The 18,705-nt window shown below is 67.3% G+C and carries 18 protein-coding genes and 3 pseudogenes; 5 read left to right on the top strand and 16 right to left on the bottom strand.

All coding sequences use genetic code 11. The features are described from left to right. Positions 1-263: 263 nt before the first annotated feature. Together ACZ4NB_RS17560 and ACZ4NB_RS17555 are read right to left on the bottom strand one after the other, a co-directional pair. The gene (locus ACZ4NB_RS17560; protein WP_467662412.1) at positions 264-611 is read right to left on the bottom strand and encodes a hypothetical protein; all 348 of its coding nucleotides are present in this window, start codon (positions 609-611) and stop codon (positions 264-266) included. Between the two features lie 126 nt (positions 612-737). Beyond that, positions 738-1,361, bottom strand: a complete 624-nt coding sequence (locus ACZ4NB_RS17555; protein WP_467662411.1) for a hypothetical protein — start codon at positions 1,359-1,361, stop codon at positions 738-740. 548 nt (positions 1,362-1,909) lie between these two features. Between ACZ4NB_RS17555 and ACZ4NB_RS17550 the strand changes: the two genes are divergently transcribed. Beyond that, a complete protein-coding gene (locus ACZ4NB_RS17550) occupies positions 1,910-2,119 on the top strand; it encodes a hypothetical protein (protein ID WP_467662409.1) in 210 nt (69 codons plus the stop codon). 915 nt (positions 2,120-3,034) lie between these two features. Here ACZ4NB_RS17550 and ACZ4NB_RS17545 read toward each other — a convergent pair. Then, positions 3,035-3,967 carry a helix-turn-helix transcriptional regulator gene (locus ACZ4NB_RS17545; protein ID WP_467662407.1) on the bottom strand — a complete coding sequence of 311 codons (933 nt, stop codon included), beginning with the start codon at positions 3,965-3,967 and terminating at the stop codon, positions 3,035-3,037. A 112-nt stretch (positions 3,968-4,079) separates the two neighbouring features. Here ACZ4NB_RS17545 and ACZ4NB_RS17540 point away from each other — a divergent pair, with 112 nt between their 5' ends. After that, complete coding sequence (locus ACZ4NB_RS17540) at positions 4,080-5,543, top strand: MFS transporter (protein WP_467662405.1); 1,464 nt, start codon at positions 4,080-4,082, stop codon at positions 5,541-5,543. 170 nt (positions 5,544-5,713) lie between these two features. Here ACZ4NB_RS17540 and ACZ4NB_RS17535 read toward each other — a convergent pair whose 3' ends face one another. Next, entirely contained in the window at positions 5,714-5,911 is a 198-nt protein-coding gene (locus tag ACZ4NB_RS17535; RefSeq protein ID WP_467662403.1) for a DUF6243 family protein, read from the bottom strand. Positions 5,912-5,945: 34 nt separating this feature from the next. Between ACZ4NB_RS17535 and ACZ4NB_RS17530 the strand changes: the two are divergent. Then, positions 5,946-6,305: pseudogene (locus ACZ4NB_RS17530) on the top strand (aldo/keto reductase); the annotation flags it as partial. A gap of 282 nt (positions 6,306-6,587) precedes the next feature. Here the strand turns inward: ACZ4NB_RS17530 and ACZ4NB_RS17525 are convergent. From ACZ4NB_RS17525 to ACZ4NB_RS17485, 9 genes and pseudogenes are all read right to left on the bottom strand, one after another. Continuing rightward, positions 6,588-7,655, bottom strand: a complete 1,068-nt coding sequence (locus ACZ4NB_RS17525; protein ID WP_467662401.1) for an LLM class flavin-dependent oxidoreductase — start codon at positions 7,653-7,655, stop codon at positions 6,588-6,590. A 39-nt stretch (positions 7,656-7,694) separates the two neighbouring features. After that, positions 7,695-8,171: pseudogene (locus ACZ4NB_RS17520) on the bottom strand (nuclear transport factor 2 family protein); the annotation flags it as partial. A 111-nt stretch (positions 8,172-8,282) separates the two neighbouring features. Next, positions 8,283-9,512, bottom strand: a complete 1,230-nt coding sequence (locus ACZ4NB_RS17515) for a 3-deoxy-7-phosphoheptulonate synthase (protein ID WP_467662399.1) — start codon at positions 9,510-9,512, stop codon at positions 8,283-8,285. A gap of 204 nt (positions 9,513-9,716) precedes the next feature. Further along, positions 9,717-10,118, bottom strand: a complete 402-nt coding sequence (locus ACZ4NB_RS17510) for a VOC family protein (RefSeq protein ID WP_467662398.1) — start codon at positions 10,116-10,118, stop codon at positions 9,717-9,719. 513 nt (positions 10,119-10,631) lie between these two features. After that, positions 10,632-11,678, bottom strand: coding sequence for a hypothetical protein (locus ACZ4NB_RS17505; protein ID WP_467662396.1), 1,047 nt, complete (start codon positions 11,676-11,678; stop codon positions 10,632-10,634). 158 nt (positions 11,679-11,836) lie between these two features. Then, positions 11,837-12,373, bottom strand: a complete 537-nt coding sequence (locus tag ACZ4NB_RS17500; protein ID WP_467662394.1) for a hypothetical protein — start codon at positions 12,371-12,373, stop codon at positions 11,837-11,839. After that, complete coding sequence (locus ACZ4NB_RS17495) at positions 12,363-12,755, bottom strand: carboxymuconolactone decarboxylase family protein (RefSeq protein ID WP_467662392.1); 393 nt, start codon at positions 12,753-12,755, stop codon at positions 12,363-12,365. Before ACZ4NB_RS17495 ends, ACZ4NB_RS17500 begins: the two co-directional genes overlap by 11 nt. A 179-nt stretch (positions 12,756-12,934) precedes the next feature. Continuing rightward, a complete protein-coding gene (locus ACZ4NB_RS17490; protein ID WP_467662390.1) occupies positions 12,935-13,447 on the bottom strand; it encodes an aromatic-ring-hydroxylating dioxygenase subunit beta in 513 nt (170 codons plus the stop codon). Beyond that, positions 13,444-14,763 (bottom strand): aromatic ring-hydroxylating oxygenase subunit alpha, encoded by a 1,320-nt coding sequence (locus tag ACZ4NB_RS17485; protein ID WP_467662388.1) that lies wholly within the window; start codon positions 14,761-14,763, stop codon positions 13,444-13,446. The genes ACZ4NB_RS17490 and ACZ4NB_RS17485 overlap by 4 nt, the downstream gene beginning before the upstream one ends. 803 nt (positions 14,764-15,566) lie before the next feature. Between ACZ4NB_RS17485 and ACZ4NB_RS17480 the strand changes: the two genes are divergently transcribed. Then, positions 15,567-16,001 carry a DUF1611 domain-containing protein gene (locus ACZ4NB_RS17480; RefSeq protein WP_467662386.1) on the top strand — a complete coding sequence of 145 codons (435 nt, stop codon included), beginning with the start codon at positions 15,567-15,569 and terminating at the stop codon, positions 15,999-16,001. Positions 16,002-16,159: 158 nt separating this feature from the next. Here ACZ4NB_RS17480 and ACZ4NB_RS17475 read toward each other — a convergent pair whose 3' ends face one another. Further along, a complete protein-coding gene (locus ACZ4NB_RS17475) occupies positions 16,160-16,540 on the bottom strand; it encodes a response regulator transcription factor (RefSeq protein WP_467662384.1) in 381 nt (126 codons plus the stop codon). Positions 16,541-16,668: 128 nt separating this feature from the next. Then, positions 16,669-17,136, bottom strand: a complete 468-nt coding sequence (locus tag ACZ4NB_RS17470; protein ID WP_467662628.1) for an integrase core domain-containing protein — start codon at positions 17,134-17,136, stop codon at positions 16,669-16,671. Between ACZ4NB_RS17470 and ACZ4NB_RS17465 the strand changes: the two are divergent. Beyond that, positions 17,057-17,758, top strand: a pseudogene (locus ACZ4NB_RS17465) (tyrosine-type recombinase/integrase); the annotation flags it as partial. The gene ACZ4NB_RS17470 and the pseudogene ACZ4NB_RS17465 overlap by 80 nt on opposite strands. Before the next feature lie 240 nt (positions 17,759-17,998). Here ACZ4NB_RS17465 and ACZ4NB_RS17460 read toward each other — a convergent pair. Continuing rightward, a complete protein-coding gene (locus tag ACZ4NB_RS17460) occupies positions 17,999-18,697 on the bottom strand; it encodes a hypothetical protein (RefSeq protein WP_467662382.1) in 699 nt (232 codons plus the stop codon). Between the last annotated feature and the right edge of the window lie 8 nt (positions 18,698-18,705).

Raw genomic sequence — 18,705 nt, 5'->3', positions numbered from 1 at the left:
GGCCGCGCATCAGGGCCGCCGCGGCCGCCCTCCCCCTGCCATCGGGAGGAATCCCCGCCGCCTCGACCGGTGTTCGGCAGGACGCCGGGCCGCCCTCGCTCCGCGGGGAGCGAGGGCGGCCCGGCCGGTGATACGGAGGTCGCGGAAGGGGGAAGGGCGGACGGGCGGTCACCCGCTTGCCGGTGCACGACCGGCCCGCCGGGCAACCGTGGAACCCAGCCCGGGATCACCCCGGCCCGGTCGACCGCCCCACCACCCGACCCTCAGAAACCGAGGTGGGGCAGCTTGAAGTTCCTGGGCCCCGGCACCCGGTTGGAGCAGTCCACTTCCGGGCCGACGTCCGTGCCGCCGTTGTTCAGCAGGCCGTTCTCGGGCCACACCACGTGCTGCCGGGCGCTCGACGAGCAGCTCTTGCGCTGCTGGATGACGCGCCTGCCGTCCTTGGTGGTGTAGATGTCCTGGCGCTTTTCGACGCAGGTGGCGTGGCCCTCGGCGGTGTGCTCGCAGCCGCCCGTGGCGGTTTCGGCGTACGCCTGGGTGATGCCGGCGCCGGTGATGGCGAGGCCGCCCAGAAGTGCCGAGACGACTGCGATCTTCTTCCCACTGAACATGTACCGCGTTCCTTTGTGATCGATGCCCGGGCGCCCTGCGCCGTGAACCGGCCGCGCCAGGACCTTGGGGGACGGAAAAAGGGCCCCGGCGCCGAGCGCGTGGCTCGGGCACCGGGGCCCTTCTCCTTACTTACCGATGGCGTTGTTGTTGCAACCCATGCTCGAACCCTGCTTGGTGTGCTGCCCGCCCGGGTCACCCTCGCCGTTGAGGGCGTTGCCCAGGGCGCCGTTCAGCACTCCGACCTGGCCGAGGATGTCGACGTTCAGGTCGTGCGACCGGCACGAGGTCATCTGCTTCAGGTCGATGTGCTTGTCGCCGCCCTTGTCCTTGTCCTTGGGGTACGACGCCTGCGGCTCCGGCTGGGGAGCGGCCTGCGGCGCGGGGGCCTGCGGAGCAACAGCCTGCGGGGCCGGCTGCGGGGCCGGCTGCGGGGCGGCCTGCGGCGCGGGCGCCTGGGGAGCCGGCTGCGGGGCGACCTGCGGCGCCGGGGCCTGGGGCTGGGGGGCCGGCTGCGGAGCGGCCTGCGGGGCAGGGGCCTGCGGAGTGACAGCCTGCGGAGCGGCCTGGCCGCCGTAGCCGCCGTAGCCGCCGTGCGGGGAGCCACCCTGCGCAGTGGCACCCGCCGCGGACTGCGAAACGGCCCAGGCGGTGACCTGCGGGCCGCCGTCGGCGAAGCTGACGCCCGCGCCGAAGGTGGACAGAGCGCCGACCGCGGCGACGACAATCGCGACTTGCTGAAGTTTGCGCATGGAACCCTTGATCCTTCTAACATGTAGATGGAGACCTGACTTGACTACTTATCGAGAGTATGCGCACACCGAGAGTAGTCATTCTGGTATTTCACCTCACCATGCACCCCGTGTCGGACCACGGAGGAAGCCTCCAACAGGCCCGCGTCGACACTTCCGACGCGACCCTCAAGCACCCTTCGAGGCCGACGGCGAAGCCCCTCGCCGCCCCTTCGGCGTACGCCGAAAAGCGCCCCATGAGCGTCCCTAAGCAAGCCTTCTGACCTCGATAAATCCCGTCGCGAACCCGTATGGCACTCCCTCGGACGTCGATGGCGGCACCGCCGCCGCGGCTACGTTCGCCGCCCTCTCGGGGAGGGCAACGAGACCTACCCCCGCCCCGGTCACGGGAGCCGGCACACGGTCACCCGTTTGCCCAGTGGCGGGATGGCGAAAGGTGTGTTGGGGGTGCGGGCGCAAGGGTGACGGAGACCGGCCGCCCCACGACTTCACGATCACCCCTGCAAATCCCCACCCCGCCCGCCACACCTCCGAAGCCCGGACCCGCCATGGCCCGCCCGCAGCTGTGGCTGTCGTGCGCCATCACCGCGTTCGGCTTCGGCTTCGCCTCGGTCGCACGGGTCGGCGCCGCTCTGGGCGCGATCGGATTCCTCGCTGCGCTCTGGGGGGGCCGCCTGGAGAACCGCACCCGCCGCAACGAACGCGCGACCTCCGGCCGGCAGAGCCCCCACCACCAAACGGCCACCGCGGACACCTGACCAGGTCGGCGGCCCCGCAATCGAAGCGGCACCGGCACCCGCTCACACAGCGAACTCCCAGCGACCGGCCACCAGCTACTTGACCAACCACAGCACAAACAAGACGGCCGTCACCAGCAGCACGGCCCCCTCGATCCAGTCCGACCAGGTGAACTGGCTCTTCTTCTTGGTGCGCCCTTGATTCCCGGTCATATCCCCATCCCCCTTGTGTTGATCGCGCTCCAGATCTACACCATCCCCATAGCAACCGCGTACGAGCCCCTCCCCCGAACACAGCGGCACCGGGTCACCTATCGACGTAACTCCCTTACACCGGCGGGCCATTCGAGGTTCTGGCGCCTCGGGGATACACGGGGCGTGAGCTCTCCTCACTGGCCGGCTCCCCCTCGAAAGCCAGCAGAGCCCGCCCGGTGACCTGTATGACGGCATCCCACTCGTCCTGGGTCAGGTCCGGGAACTCCGCCACCACACAGCCAGGGACAGGACAGCCATCGGCACTCAACACCACCCGAGCGAAGGCGACCGCCGAGCGGCCGACGCACAAGCGCGCCGCTCGCTGTCGCTTCCCCCTGCGCAGCACCGCGATGCGCTGAGCGGCGTCCTTGTTGTCGGGGGTCTCCGACGCGAAGTCCAGGAGCGAGGTCCGCAAGCGGGCGGTGAGTTGGTCCTCGGGCAGGTCCGCGCGTTCGGAGATGGCAGCCAGCGCCTGGCAGAACCGCTCCCTCGCTCCCGCCGGGGCCGGTCCCGCGCTGCACCCCGGACGCCGTCCGGCAGCATCGAGCACAGGGTCGGGGAGGCGCTCGGGTTCGGACTCCACAGACACGGCGGGACCCGGGCTACCCCCAGCCCCCGCAGCAGCTCCAACAGCCGCCCCAGCCTCGCCAGTAGCCGACGCCCGTGACCGGCGGCGCGGCCTCAGTCCTTGCCGCGCACTCGCTCGTACAGCATGGTCAACCGCTCCCGGGTGGCCTCGTCAGACGGTGTGTACGTCACCAGCTGCGGTCCGATGCGCGGGCCCAGCCACAGCCGGGTGTAGTCGAAGGTCATCAGGCCCAGGTCGGTGGTGAGGAACTTGGTGGGGGGCTGGTCCGGCTGCAGCACCTCGTGCCGGTCCCACACCTCGCAGAACTCCGGCGACTCCCGCTGCAACCGCGCCACCAGGCCCTTCCACAGCGGGTCGGTCATGTGCTCGACCATCGCCGCGCGGTACTTCGCCACCACCTTGGTCGCCGTCTCCTGGTCGACCATGCCCTTGCGCCAGGCAGGGTAGAGGAAGCTCAGCACCAGGAAGTTACGGTCCTCCAGCGGGACTTGGTCGAATTCGATGACGAGACTGCCGTACGTGCGGTTGTACGCCAGCACGTCGAGGCGGCTGTTGATCACCGCGGCCGGATAGGGTTCGAGCTGGCGCAGCATCGTCTCGATCGCGGGCGAAAGCGCCGGACACTGCGGGTCGGCCTGCGGATCGGCCACACCGGCGAGCGCGAACAGATGGGTGCGCTCGGCCGAGTCGAGGAGCAGCGCCCTGGCGATCGAGTCGGCGACCTGTCCGGAGACCTGGATGTCCCGGGCCTGTTCGAGCCAGGTGTACCAGGTGACCCCGACCACGGCGAGCTGGGCGACCTCCTCGCGGCGCAGCCCCGGTGTGCGGCGCCTGCGGCCCGGCGGCAGGCCCACCTGATCCGGGGTGATGCGCTCGCGACGGCTTCGCAGGAAGGACGCCAACTCCGCCCTGCGAACGGCGAGTTCAGGCGATTCGACCTCGGCACCCGGCCCGTTCCCGCTGGTCCGAGGGCCGCGCGCAGCGGCCTGGGACACGCTCACCGGACTGTGCGCCATAGTCGTCATACTGCCAGGGTGCCGTATGCCTCAGCCCGTTACCAGGTACTTCTTATACCGGGATAAAGACACTCTGGAGCCACTCTGGTACCAGGCTAACGAGGCGGGGATCGTAGACGCCGTGAGTGAATCGACTGCGTCGCCCCGTCCTCCCGCCTCCCTTCCCACTGCCCCTCTCCGTCCACGTGAACACACCTCCGCAGCGCCCGAGTTAAGCCCGCTCGGGCTGTTCACCGTGCTGCTGGGCGCCGCGCTGCCGGTCATCGACTTCTTCATCGTCAACGTCGCCCTGCCCCCCATCGACCAGGATCTCCAGGCGGGCCCCGCCCTGCTCGAACTCGTCGTCGCGGGCTATGGCGTCGCGTACGCCGTACTCCTCGTCCTGGGCGGCCGCCTCGGCGACACGGTCGGACGCCGCCGGCTCTTCCTGACCGGCATAGCCGCCTTCGGCCTCACCTCGCTCGCTTGCGGTCTGGCTCCCGACGCCTGGACGCTGGTCGGGGCCCGGGTCGCCCAGGGCGCCGCGGCCGCGCTGATGCTGCCGCAGGTGCTCGCCACCATCCAGTCCACCACCCAAGGTCCGCGCAAGGCACGGGCGATGGGCCTTTACGGTGCCATGACCGGGCTCTCCATGGTGGCCGGGCAGATCCTCGGCGGTGTACTCGTCGCGGCCGACATCGCGGGCACGAGCTGGCGTGCAGTGTTCCTGGTGAACGTGCCGGTCGCCCTGCTCGGTCTGATCCTCGCGGCGCGCTCCGTCCCGGAGACGCGCAGCGCACAGCCCGCGTCGGTGGACGTACCGGGCACGCTGCTGCTCGCCGCCTCCCTGATCACCCTGCTGCTGCCGCTGACCGAGGGCCGGGCGTCGGGCTGGCCGGTGTGGACCTGGGTCATGCTGGCGCTGTTCCCGGTCTCCGTGGCCGCCTTCTGCCGGGTCGAGCTGCGCGCCGACCGGGCGGGCCGGACTCCGCTGGTACCGCCGAGCCTGTTCCAATCGGTAGCGCTGCGCCGGGGACTTGCGCTGATCCTGCCGCTCATGCTCGGCTTCAGCGGCTTTATGTTCGTATTCGCCGTGGCGTTGCAGCAGGGGCTGCGGATGGGGCCCGTCGAGGCGGGGCTCGCCCTGTCGCCGATGGCGGTGCTGTTCTTCTGCGGCTCCCTCGCGGGACCGCGGCTGACCGCACGGTTCGGCAGCCGGGTCGTGTCGGCCGGCGGGCTGATCCAGGCGGTGGGAGTCGCGCTGATCGCGGGGGCGGTCTGGCGGAACTGGCCGGGGCTCGGCATCGCGGACCTGGCCCCCGGGGTCGCGCTCGCCGGACTCGGCACGTCACTGCAACAGCCGACGATCTTCCGCATCGTGCTCTCGGATGTGCCCGCGCACCGGGCCGGCGTGGGCAGCGGCGTCATGATCACCACCCTGCAGTCGTCCGTGGCGCTCGGGGTGGCGACGCTCGGCTCGCTCTTCCTCGCGCTGCTGCCCGGCTCGGGGATGCGGGACGCCCTGCTGATCACGCTGCTCGTCCAGCTGGGCACGGTCGCGCTGACGGTGCTGCTGAGCCTGCGACTGCCGCGCAGGGCGGTCTGAGGGTGCCGGGCCCGCAGACGGGCGGACAGGGTGAAGGCCCGCAACTCCCCGAGGAGTTACGGGCCTTCACCTCTTGCGCCCTGCCTTCCGCTAGGACGCCATGTCTCGCTCTACGACGCCTTGCCTTGCTCTACGACGCCTTGTCTTCCTCTACGACGCCTTGTCTTCCTCTACGACGCCTTGTCTTCCTCGTCGGCCTTCTGCTTGCCGAGCGCGCGCTCGCGCATCTTGGCCGCCAGGTCCTGCTTGCGGTCGTCGGCCGCCTTACGGTCTGCCGTGCGTACGGCGCCGGGGCCCAGCTGGTCGGCGCGGGACGCTTTCTTGCGCTGCCCGCCCACGCCGAGGAGGTTGTTGCGGCTCTTGGTCATGGCTCGGACGATACAGCGCCCCCAAGGAGCAGCCATGCGCACCCGCACCCTCAGCCCCCAAGGCCCCCAGGTCTCCGCGCTCGGCCTCGGCTGCAGGGGCATGTCCGCCCTGTACGGCGACGCCGACCGTGCCGAGTCCATCGCCACGATCCACGCCGCCCTCGAAGCGGGGATCACCCTGCTGGACACCGGCGACTTCTTCTACGGCATGGGCCACAACGAATTGCTGATCAACGAGGTGCTGCGCACCGCCACCGGCGCGGCCCGCGAACAGGCGCTCACCAACGTCGCGTTCGGCGCCTTGCGCACCGTCGAGGGCGGCTTCACCGGGTATGACGGACGGCCGAACGCCGTCAAGAACTTCGCCGCGTCCTCACTGCAGCGCCTGGGCACTGCCCGCCACCTCCTACCCGTCCGCCACAAACGTTCCAACGCGCGTGTCGTCACACGCAAGATGTCCGACTTCGGCGTCGAGCGCGCCAAGCGCCGGCTCTGGCCCCAACCGTCCCGAGGCCGCGCCGAAGCCGTCAGCATCGCCCCGCACTACCGCATCGCTCCCATCAATCCACCGACCAAGGCCCCGCAGAACCAAAAGCCTTAAGTCACTGGTATTCCTGGCTTACCAAGCCGGGGGCCGCCGCCGACATCTTGTCCTGCGCTGTGGCTCGGCCCCGTCTCAGCGGAGCGCCGGGACGACCTCCTCCACCAGGTAGCGGCGGGCCTTGGCCATTTCCGCCTCGTCGGCTCCCGGTGAACCGTGGATGAGGATGATGCGGTCGAGGCCGCAGGCGAAGAGCGCCTCCAGCCGGGCCACGCAGTCCTTTGGTGGGCCGACCACGGCGTAGCTGTCGATGAAGTTGTCGGTGAGCACCGACGCCTGGGCGGTGCCCGCTTGGGTGTGTTTGGTCATGTCATAGGAGTCGCGGATGTCGCGGAGGACCTTTTTGTTGTCGTCGGAGAGCGGCCCGGTGGTCTCTCCGTGCAGCACGGCGTAGCGGGACATGACAGTGACGAAGCCCGACACCAGATCGCGGGCGGTGTGGATGTCGGGGTGAGCGGCGATGTTCACGAAGCACCCAAGGGACATCTCATCAGGGTCGAGGCCGGCTTGGCGGCGAGCGGCGCGCGCCGTGTCCACGGCCCATCGGATGCGCTCCTCCTCGCCGCCGACGGTGAAGGTGATCCGGTCGCCGAGGCGAGCCGCCAAGTCGATCACCTTGGGGCCGGTGGCGGCGACGTCGACAGGCACCTTGGGCTCGGGGCGGGGCAGCCATTGCAGCCGGCTCTCCGGCGGCGCCGTCCCCAGGGCCAGTGATTTCGACGAGCGCATGCCTTCTGCCGGGCGGTCCATCTCGACACCATCCCCGCGCAGGTAACCCTGGACCCGGGTCAGGTAGCGCTCGAACATACCGAGCGGTACGGGGGCAAGGCCGAGGAACGCGAGAGCCGAGTTGCCTCGGCCGATGCCGAGCACGGCCCGGCCGCCCGATTCGGCCTGGATGCTGGCGATGGCGCCGGCGGCCACGGCGGGATGGCGGGTGTAGGGGTTGGTGACGCCGGTGCCGAGCTGGATGCGATCGGTGACGTGAGCGGCGATGGCCATGGCCACATAGGGATCGCCGCCAATGCCCTGACTGTCGGGAAAGACGATGCCGTCGAACCCCTCCGCCTCAGCTCGTTCCGCGGCCCCGGCGCTCTGCGTCGGGTGGGCAGCACCCAGGGTCCATAGCTCTTTGGTGGGCATTGATCGTCCTTCGGTCAGCGCCATCGTTGATGTCGGTCGTCATGTCGAACAACCGGGCAGGTGCGAATCCGAGCGTGGGCTCGGAGCTGAACAGGGTGCCGCGGTGACCGGTGTGGGACCGGGCCTCGTACGCCGGACCGGCCAGTCGTTGGCGTGCCCGGCGCCGGACAGCGGCCGGACAAAGACGCTGAACTCCTTGACCCGGCCGTCGTTCCCGAAGTGCAGCTGATCGATCCCGTGGATCTCCTCGCCGCCCACGGCGCCGCGGAAGACCAGCACCTCCGAGGGAGCCTCGGTGCCATCGGCGCTCGTCGCAGCGGCGCCGGTGTACTGGGCGACGTAACGGAAGTCCTCGAAGGTGCGCATCAGGACGCCGAAGAGGCCGAGGATCGCCTGCTTGTCCTCAAGGGGCTTGGACTTCGCGAGGCTGTAGAGGCGCATGTCGTCGGAGAACAGGTCGTCCAGGGCCGCGAGGTCGCTCTGTTCGACGGCGGCTCGGAAACGCTCGGCGGTGGTCTTGTTGCTGGACGCCGCTCACCAGCAGCTACGGGCACCGATCAGGCTGATCTGGGGCCCCAAAAGGTGTCCAGCGGCCGGTCGTCGTTCTGTGGACGGTGGTCGCGTCGCTCAACGACGCCAGGCCGACACGACTGCCACGGCCTGGTCGATGTTGAGGCGCGGGTCGCAGAGGGTGGTGTAGCCCAGTGGGTCGAGGAGGTCATCGAGATACGACTCGTCCGCCACACATTCACGGACGTTCTCCGGCGTGGCTTCCAGGTGCAGCCCCCCTGCGACCACGTGCTCTGCGGCGACCACCTCTTGGAAGAGCTCCACTTCGCGCGTGACGCTGGTCAGCAGGCGGGTCTTGCGGCCCAAGGGGCCGCGCTGAGTGTTGCCGTGCATCGGATCGCACAGCCAGATGACCGGATGCCCCGCGTCGCGGACAGCGGCCATCAACGCCGGCAGCAACTCCGCGACCCGATCCGCGCCCATCCGGGAGATGAGCGTCAGTCGGCCGGGCGTACGAGCCGGGTCCAGGACCGAGCAGAGCTGAGTCAGCTCGGCGGGTGTCATCGTCGGACCGACCTTGCAGGCCACCGGATTCTCGACCCGGGCCAGCAGCTGCACATGTGCACCGTCCAACTGGCGGGTGCGGTCCCCGATCCACGGCCAGTGCGTCGAGGACAGCAGCAAACCGCGCTGACCACGACGCAGCAACGGCAGCTCGTAGTCCAGCACGAGGGCCTCGTGACTCGTCCACACAGGTGCCGCGGCCGGCAGACCCCAGGCACCGCCGAGTCGGCGCAGGAATTCCGTTCCGGCATGAGCGGCCCGGTAGCCGGCGAGCAGGCGCGCCGGATCCGGCTGGCGCAGCTGCGGATCGGGCTGCGGATCGTTGACCAAGTGGCCGCGGAACACCGGCAGTTCGAGCTCTCCGTGCCGCTCCAGGTCGGCGGAGCGGGGCTTGGCGAACTGACCCGCGATCCGACCCACCCGCACCACGGACAGGCCGGTTCGGGCTTGCATCGCCCCGGCCAGCGCGTCGAGCATGCCGGCCTTGCGGCCGAGCACCTCGGGAACGCAATCCGCGGGGTCCTCGGCGCAGTCGCCCGCCTGCAGGATCTGTAGTCCGCCGGCCGCGACCTCGGCGAGGAGCAGCCGCAGATGGCGTACCTCGTCCCAGGTCACCAGGCCGGGCAAGTCACTGAGCGCGCTGCTGAACCGTTCAGCCAGACCGTGGTCCTTCCACCGCGGTTGCTGCTCGGCCGGCAGAGTGCGAAGCACTTTGCCCTCGCGCTCCGGATCCGAAGTGAAATCGGTCTCAACTATCGGTGTGAGAGTGAGAGGCGTGGTCACGAGTTTGATCCCCCGAATTGGAAGCTCGTCGCTCCGAAGTTGCAGACATTCCACCGACGGCCAACCGGCACCTAGCCAGTTCCGGAAGGCGAAGGCGGACAACTACTCAGGCGAGTAGGAGGTCGTGCACTGGATCGATTGGCACGGTCGTACCGTGCGCCGATCACCCGCTTCGAGGGGATCAGCGTGATCGATCCGGCATTTTCAATCGTAGGCGTTTCCGGACATCTTGCGCTTGAAGTCATCGCTGTGCTGGACGTACTCGGCGATCGTTCCGTCCGGACTCATGGCGCGCAAGTTGCGCCCTGAAGGAACCACCTTGAGATCGTCGATGATCTTGACCCCAGTCCGGATGAAGTATGCGCGCACGGCGTCCAGGTCATCCACCAAACAGGTCAACTTGGTAGCCTCGAACCGCTCGGTGTCAGCCTTGTCTCCCGCGAGCAGGAGAACACTTCCGATCCCTACGATATCGAGCCTGAACTCCTCGTAATAAAATTCATGGTGCGGACGGTCCACTCCTTGGAGCGCCATGTAGAACTTTTTACATGCTTCGAGTTCCGTCTTTCGAAGGTATATCCTGTAAAAAGATTTGACGATCTTCACGGCTACTCCCGACTCAAGCTATTGCTTGTTTCTTGTGTGGTATTTACCGTCCTGACTGAGCACCGGTTCAGGGTGGAACGGAACCGGACGTCACGGTGTCGTGCGAACAGGCGGGCGACGGATGCACCTGGCACGCGGAATCCGCTCACGCTCCAGGAAAGGACGCGACCGGGTCACCGCACCGCGGACGAGGCGGTGACTGAACCAACGGCAGTGCCGCGCGGTTGTGGGCCGGCGACCGGCTGACGTCGAAGGTCATACCGAGTTGGCGGCCCACGGCCACACATAGGCCGAGGGCCGCGGTGCGGGCCAGGCCCTGGTGATCGTTCTGGCTGACGCACGCCGAAGCCGCGTTCTTGTTCCGTAGGCGCAGGTACCACGGGAACAACGCTCCCCGTGCACGCTCAGTCAGCATCGCCCGCACATGCACGATCGTCCCCGCCTCGGGCAACGCGTCTGTCAGCGACGGGAGACACCCCGCGTGCAAGACAACGTAACGATCTCCGTCTTTCCCTACCGCCGCTCCGTCAGGAAGTGGAGCGCCTTACCGTTGATGGTAATGGTCATGTACATTCCCGAACCTTCCTCGGCCGCTCCACGCGACACGAGGTACGGCATGTGCCACTGGTACTGCACGAGGGTTCCCTTGGCCGGAAGGAAGTCCGACCCGTCGAACCGCGAGACATCGCCGTAGTTGTTGACGCCGAATCGACGGGGGTGCGTGCCTATCCACGGAAACACCTCCGCGCCGGCTCGTGCGAAGTCCTCCGGTGTCTCCAACTGCGCGACGTTCTTCTCCGCTTCGACCGCCAGCTCCTTGTAGTAGTCGCGAATCTGAATACCATCGCTCCGATCGACCACCTCGCGCGGAACGAACAGGAACACGAGATGGTTTCCGAAGGGAAGGCTTGCGGCGTACGAGGCGTTCTTCATCACGAGAAGGTTCTCGCTGGACCTCTTCTGGAACTCCGCCTTGACCGTGTCGAGAAATGAACCGAGCTTCACGGCCGGCTCGACGGTCTCTCGAACCGTCCAGGGCATGATGCGCACCGTTTCGTCCTCATCGACGGACGGCTTCTTCGCGGGGAGGTACTGGTCCAGGTCAGCGGTCTGCAGTTGAAGATCCGCAATCGCCTCCGCAATGCGGAACCGGTCTTCGCCCGCCTTCATGGTGCTCATCAACGCCTGGTGGAATTGGAAGCACCTGAAGCCGTCCTGCATCGACATGGGGAAGGCTGTGAAGATCCCCTGGATGTTGGGATTCGACTTGTACGTGACGGACATCAACAGGAAGCCGTCGTGGTAATTGGGGTACTCGTCGAGCACGATCCCCTGGAAGGATTCGATCGGGAATTCTTCCGGACTTTCGAACTCCCGCTCGATCAAATGACACTTCGAAAAGAGCGGGTTCTCGTCGAAGAAGTTACCGACTGCGTCTCGAAAATCGTCGAGCGAAAAAGGCTGCTCGACGCTGTACGTCGAAAGCGCCGGGTAGAACTGCGCCACATTAAGGGGGCGCGGGAAAGCCATCAGGTTCAGACGGATTATTTTGTCAACCATCGACAAAGGCATGCCTAATCACTCCGATAGACGAGTACGAGAAGTGCTGGGAGACGTTTCGGTCGGGGGTCAGGCAAAGTCGCGACAAAAGGTCCGAGTCGATGGCATCGCCGAACGCCCTTCTAGGCCGACCGGCGGGGAACTGTACTGCCGTCGGTTCAATCAGCAGCAGGTCCGCGGTGCGGTGACCCGGCCGCGTCCTCCCCTGGAGCGTGAGCGGATTCCGCGCGCCAGGTGCACCCGTCGCCCGCCTGTTCGCACGACACCGTAACGTCCGGTTCCACGTAGCGGGCGGCGATGGCGGTGTGGAGTTTCTGGCAGTACCCGCACGGTGACTTGAACGTCAGGACGACGCCGGCGCGGGCAGCCTTTTTGCGGTACCGGAGGATCCCGCAGTCGGCGTTACGCAGAACGGTGCCCGAGGGCTGCGGCTCGGTCGACACTTCCGAGTCGTACAGCAAGAGCTGACGTTGCATCCGGGTCATGAAGTGATCGGTGGCCGATACCCCGTCGGGCCGTTGCGCTCGCAGCAGGTCCGCGGTGATGCGGGAGTTCGCCTCGATCCATCCGGCCAGGCCCTCTTCGCCGTGCTCTCCCAGGACGAACTCTTCCGCGGCCGCCTGGGCCTCGAAGTACCGCTGGCGCCACAGGTCGACCTTCTCCGCCGGGTCGAGAGGAGTCGTTTCACCGGTCATGGTCCGCGTCCTTCCCGGTGGCGTTGTCCAACTCGGCGAAGACTTCCTGGGCGACGCGCAGTCCATTGTTGGCTACCGGCCAGCCGCCGTAGTAGGCGAGCTGAATGATGACTTCGACGATCTTCTCCCGCGACATCCCGAGGTTCAGGGAGGCACCTATGTGGCCCCGCAACTCCCAATCGGTCCGCGCCAGCGCGACCGCGGTCAGTGCGACCAGTTCGCGCTCCTCAAGGCTCAGGTGCGGGCGGTCCCAGATCTCGCCGAACAAGTGCTCGATGGTGATCTGCAGGAACTCCGGGTAATTGCCCTGGCGCGGTTCGCGGCCGAAGACCTCCTTGAAGACGGCTTCACCCCGCTCGCGCCGGGTAGACGGCTGATTCATCGATCAACTCCTCCATAGTGGGGCGGATGGTTGTCACGTCACGACGTCATGAAGACGAGGACCAGCCCGGGCCCCAGCCGCCGACGACGCTGAGGACGTATTTCTCGCGAGGGAGGCCCGGCTCGGCTGCGGCGGCGACGGCTGGGAGGCCGCCGGGGCCGGCCGCTGTCATCGGCCCATTACAGGACGATGCTGATCTTTCCGTGCTCGTACAACGTCTCGTGGTCGAGCACCACGACCCGTCGCCGGATCCGGAACGACTCGCCCTCGGGGACGAGTTCGAACCGATACTTTCCGACGTAAGCGTCGGAGCGACCGTGCCCGAAGCGGTATGCGACGACATTCGCCGCCACCTCTAGGTAGCTGCCCTGATCAGCCAGGATTTCCACGTTGCTGATCATGCGATTCGTTCGCGACCGAGGGTTCTCGCACCACACCTCACCATTGAGGATCTGCTCGATCCGCTGGCGAAGCCGGGCGGCATTGTCGTCGATGAGCCCGAGCGCGTCGGCCGACTCGCCGCGGACGTCGGTAGCCGGCACCACGTAGCGGATATCGTCGGTCAGCATCTCGTCGTACCACTCGGTCAGACGCCACTCGTCGAGCAGCCGAGCCTCACGGAAGAGGAACTGGCTCACCCGGTGCCACAGCCTCACCTGGGCTGCATCGTCGACTATCACTGCGCTGGTCATCGCTTTTCTGCCCCTTGCAACTCGACCTGGTGAGCGACCTCGAAGTGACCGCCTTCGCCGTGCATCAGCCGGTCCCACTGCCGCCAGAACTCGCGGGCCGGAAGCTCGTCGGTCGTCTCGGGGAGTTCCTTGTCCATACCGCGTGACAGATCCGAGTAGCGCACCGTGCGGTTGAGATAACCCCGCTGGCACGACTCGATGATCTCGATGTCGTCGGGAGTGGCGAATCCGGCAGGACCGAGGAATGTCAGGTAGTGACTCTTGCGGAGTTCGCGGATCTCCGGATCTTCGTCCTTGGGTGCCAGCGCAACCGAGGTGATGGACATCCGGTCGGCGCCGATCGGCTCAATCTTGCGAATCGTGATCGCAATCGCGTCGATGACCATCAAGTTGGGGAAGATCAGCACCGCGCGATTGGTGCCGGTGATCCGTTCGGCGCGTTCGGCGCCGAACTTCTCGACGAAACGTGCGGCGGTCGCCTCCATCTGCGGCCGGACCTCGGGAGGGAACATCGGCGTCCAGTGGGCGAGCGGGCGGGCTGCGGCCGGCGGCAGCTCGTTGGCTCCATGACCCAGGCCGAGGGCGCGGCCGAAGCCACCTCGTCGTCGTGGCGGCACCGACCCGAGCGACTGCATGTAGCTGACGTAACGCTTGTGCAGCGCTCGGAAGTGGTAGATGTCGACGCTGTTCTCCATCATGAGCTTCCAGTTGGCCTGGGCCCCGTGGAGCTGCGCGCCTTGGATCACCTCCATTCCGACCTCGGACTGGTCGTCGATCAGATCGAGGTAATCCGTGGCTCCCGCCAGGTACTCAGTCAAGGTGAGCGGCTGCTGCGGATCGAAGGTGACGAAGACAAAACCGCGGTAACTGTCACTACGGTGCTGCGCCAGGCCGTAGTCGGCCTTCCGGAAGTTCGGCCCGTACCCGTCCGGAATCGGAACCCCGACCAGGTCGCCCCGGTTGGAGAACGTCCAGTCGTGATAAGGGCACCGGAACGACTTGGTCTGCCCGGTCGGCTGCGAGCAGATCAGAGCCCCGCGGTGAGTGCAGCTGTTGGCAAATACCCGGATCACCCCGTCGGACCCGCGCGACATGACCACCGGGCGCCCGGCGACGTCGCGTGACACAAAGGAGCCCGGCTCGGGCACCTCCGATTCGTGCCCGAGGTACAACCAGCAGCGATCGAAGATCTTGGCCATCTCCTGCGCGGCCACGTCGTCGTCGGTGTAGGCGCGGCGATCCACCCGGAACGAGAGGCTCTCGGGATCATCGATGACAATCGGGTTGTCCACCGGCCGCTGCAGTTCGGTCGTCACTGCTCCTTCTTTCGCTGTAGTTTCTGGGCGGTTCTGACGACCACCTCGGCCGTGCGTGCGGCAGCATCTCCGCACTCCGGCTGCGCGGCGCACACCCGGCCCTCGACGTGTGTCTGGCCCAATGCACCAGTGCGGGATATGAAACCCAACCACCGGGGGCCGTTCACGACTCTGCAGCCCTCCTAAGTGGTGGACTGCAACCACGGGAAGATTGTCAGATCGTCAAGTCGGCCGTACATAGGACTTAATACCCACTGTTGGCTGTCGCTGGCTGTCGCTATGCTCCGCGCCCGTCAACAGCCCAGCCCCATAAGCACAGTTATCAGCACCGTTATCAGCACGGCTTTTGCCGTCGACGGGCTGGCGGCCGAGCCCTGGGACGGGCCGCATAAGTGATCATGAAGTTGCGAAGCTTCACGACACTGAGGAAGACCCTCTCTGCCAAGATCGTGTGACGCAAGATCTACTCATCAAATGTTGAGTTGAGGGCGAGCACGGAGACCCGGTCCGGTGAGTTCCAGCAGCGAGGCACCCGATCCCGAGGTGCCGGCGAAGGCCAGGTCACGAACGTACTCGGCCGCCTTTAAAGCCCGGATCCTGCAGGATTTCAAGTTTCACTCAACAAGGCAGGCAAGGGCGCTCTTCTGCGCCGCGAGGGCCTCTACACGTCGCTGATCGCGGCAGCCGGACGGCCGCAGCCAGCCACTACCGCCGGCACCGCCAAACCCCGCTGCCGGTACGCACGCCGCGCGAACCCAACCAAGCGGGCCGGGCCGGCGAAGTGGTCGTACCTCCACCTCTACGTGATCACCGACAGTTACTCGCGCTACGTCGTCGGCCGGCTCCTGGCCGCCCGCGAGAGCAGCGTGCCGGCCGAGAAACCCCTCGCCGACACGATCACCAAGCAGCACATCGACCGCTTGGAGACGGACCCGGACCTGGCACGCGCCGCCCGGGAGAACGACATCACCCTCTGGGAAGCCAAGCATCCCCCTGCCGTCCCGCTGAACAAGGCCCGGGTCCTGGACCTGGACGCCTGGATCATCCATACCTGTGGCAGCGACTCGAACATCGGCAAGAAGACTGCAGCGCTGCAGCTCTCCTACGAGGCGAACCGCCGGGGCATCAAGACGGGGTTCGCGGCCAGCGGCCAGAGCGGCATGATGATCTCCGGGAACGGGGTGGCCGTGGACGGTGTTCCCGGTGACTTCATGGGTGGCGCTCAGAGGCTGGTGTGAGAACGTGTGCCGGTCGTTCGTCCGGTGAGAGCGACCGCATGGCGTCTCGGACAGCGGGGAGCGGGTCGGCCGTCCGAGCCTCTGGCGGCCACCGGCGACGGCGGGAACGATCGATGGTGCCACTGCTGCCCGGCGCGGTGACGGCCGGGCAGCAGCCGTCATGCCGCTCGGTTGTGCCGAACCGCGTAGACCGCGGCCTGGGTCCGATCGGACACGTTGAGCCGGGCGAAGATCGCTTGCATGTGGTTCTTGACGGTCTTCTCCGTGATACCGAGTGCCCGAGCTATGTGGCGGTTCGTCATGCCGTCGGTAAGCAGGGCGAGTACCTCCAGCTGGCGCGGTGTCAGGGCGCTGGAGGGAGACTTCTCGCCGGCCGGTTGACCGCCGCGATCGGTCGTCACTCTCCCCTGAGGAGCGCGGGTGGTCCGGGCCTCTGCTCGTCGCGGACGCGGGCGCGTCGCCGTCGCGTCCTGAGCGACGGGGATATCTAACTGCTGGTCGGTCAGAGGGTGTCTGTGGTCGCTATTTTGCGCAGCCATTCGTGTCTCCTTGCCCCCGTGGTCGAATGGACAGTCCCGCGCCCGGTCGGCTCCGATAGCAGGCCCCGGGCCCGGTAGTAACCACGCCGACAGTATCGAAAGTCGAACTCAGGAGAGGGCGGTAGCTGTCAAGATTTTTTCGAGGCAGGTTGGTCCGAGAATCTTTGAGTCAGTGTTCTTGCTGGTCGCGGCTGGGTGGGTTGATCCAGGTGGCGGTGGGCAGGGCGGCGGGTTCGGGGTGGCGTGGGTAGGCGGCGGTCAGGACCTCGGCGCGGACGGCGGCGCGGGCCGCGGGCGTTGACGGCGTCGGTGTGCCCGTGGTGGACGTCGTGTGGCGTGTGCCAGGCGATCCTGGAGTGCCGGTGTGCGGTGTTGTACCAGGTGAAGAAGGTGCGACAGAAGGCGCGGGGCTGTCCGATGGTGTCGAAGCGGTCCGGGAAGTCGGGCCGGTACTTCAGCGACTTGAAATGCGCTTCGCAGTACGGGTGGTCGTTCGAGGTCCGCGGTCGTGAGTGGCTCGCGTTCCGCGGTCTGCGGCGCGGTGAAGCGTGCGGCCGGCCCTGGTCGGAGACCAACCTTGACCGGCACTCCCTCACGGTCACCGGCCAACTCGTCCAGGATGGCTGGGAAGTCGAAGCTTCGGAGCCGAAGGCGGACAGCGGCTTCCGTGTCGTCGCCCTGGACGACGACACCGTCGGCGGGCTGAAGCGGCACCGCGCGCAGCAGGAGGCGGACCGCGCAGAGTGGGGGCCGGCCTGGGTCGAGACGGGCCTCGTCTTCACGCAGGAAGACGGCTCTTGGCTGCACCCCGGCAAGGTCACCGATCTCTTCGAGCGTCTCGTCGCCGCCTCCGGCCTCCCACCGATCCGGCTGCACGGCCTCCGTCACGGTGCGGCCACTCTCATGCCCGCCGCCGACATCGACATCGACATCGACATCGACATCGACATCAAGATCGTGTCGGACACCCTCGGCCACAGCGACACCCGGATCACGCAGGACATCTGCCAGAGCGTGCTCCCCCACGCCGGCAAGAACGCCGCCGAGGCCACCGACAAAATGGTTCCCCTGAGCCGAGCGGCTCGGTGGCCTACTTCTTGCGCTTCTTCCGACCGGGCTCACGCAGGCGATCCCTCGGCTTCTCGGCCGTGTGACGCGCCATGCCCTGAGCAACACAAAACCCCAGGTCACGGGCTAGGTGACCTGGGGTTTCTCTGAGCCGCCTTCGGGATTCGAACCCGAGACCTACGCATTACGAGGGAGTTTTCGGCCCCCTGGCTCACCTGCGGAAACCTGGTCACAGGCCGTTTGACCTGCAAAAACGTGTCACGGTCTATCACTCGCGATCACGGCCGTTCCTGGCCTCATCCGTACTGAATGTGTACCGGATACGTACTGCGAAGACCGTGCCGTCCAGCCGCTTCGCCCCAGCTCACCGGGCCTACGACGCGCCCTACCCTATGCCCGCCGTCCAGACAGTGCCCGCCTACGGGGCTTCGGCTTGAGGCAGTGCTGTTCGTGCGCGGCGGCCACTCCAGCGGCGGCCAGGGCGCGGGTGCGCCAGCTCCCCCGGAGCCCGTACGGGAGCTTCATCATGTGGTGCCGGGCCTCCCAGCCGGTGACCGTGTATCCCGACAGGCTGTTGATCCGCCGCACGCTGCCGATCGTCTCGCCGCGCAACCGCAGCAGCCATTCACCGTCGAAGGTCGATTCGAGCTGTACGAGGGCGTACCCGTCGCCGAGGTCGGCGGACATGTCCACGGTCCGGGTTACGCGCGCGGGCGGCTCTTCCGGGGCCTGCTGCTCGACGCGTGCGGATTCCACGCGGCGGGTGGTGGTCGCGGCGACGCTCGCCAGCCTGCGGCTCCGGGGCTGCGGCTCGGGCGCGATGGTGAACTCCGCCGACGCGGGCGCCCGGTGCGTCGTTTCGTCACACCGTGACGTTTCCTCAGCGGGGGCCGCGCCCCGGATGGTGGCCACCAGGTCGGCAGCGATGCGCTCGATGGTGTCGGGGCTGCCGTCGAGCCCATCGGCTCCCTCCGGCACCGGGCGGCCGTTACGTATCGCACCGGCCGCGAGTTCGGCGCGGTGCACGAGGGCGATGGTCAGGGAGATGATGCGGTCCGCCGTGCCACCACCGCCGATGCGCTTCGGCAACCGGACGG

The organism is Streptomyces sp. NPDC026575 (assembly GCF_055567415.1).
The sequence above is the reverse complement of the archived record's forward strand: the minus strand, read 5'-3'. Positions and strand labels throughout refer to the sequence as shown.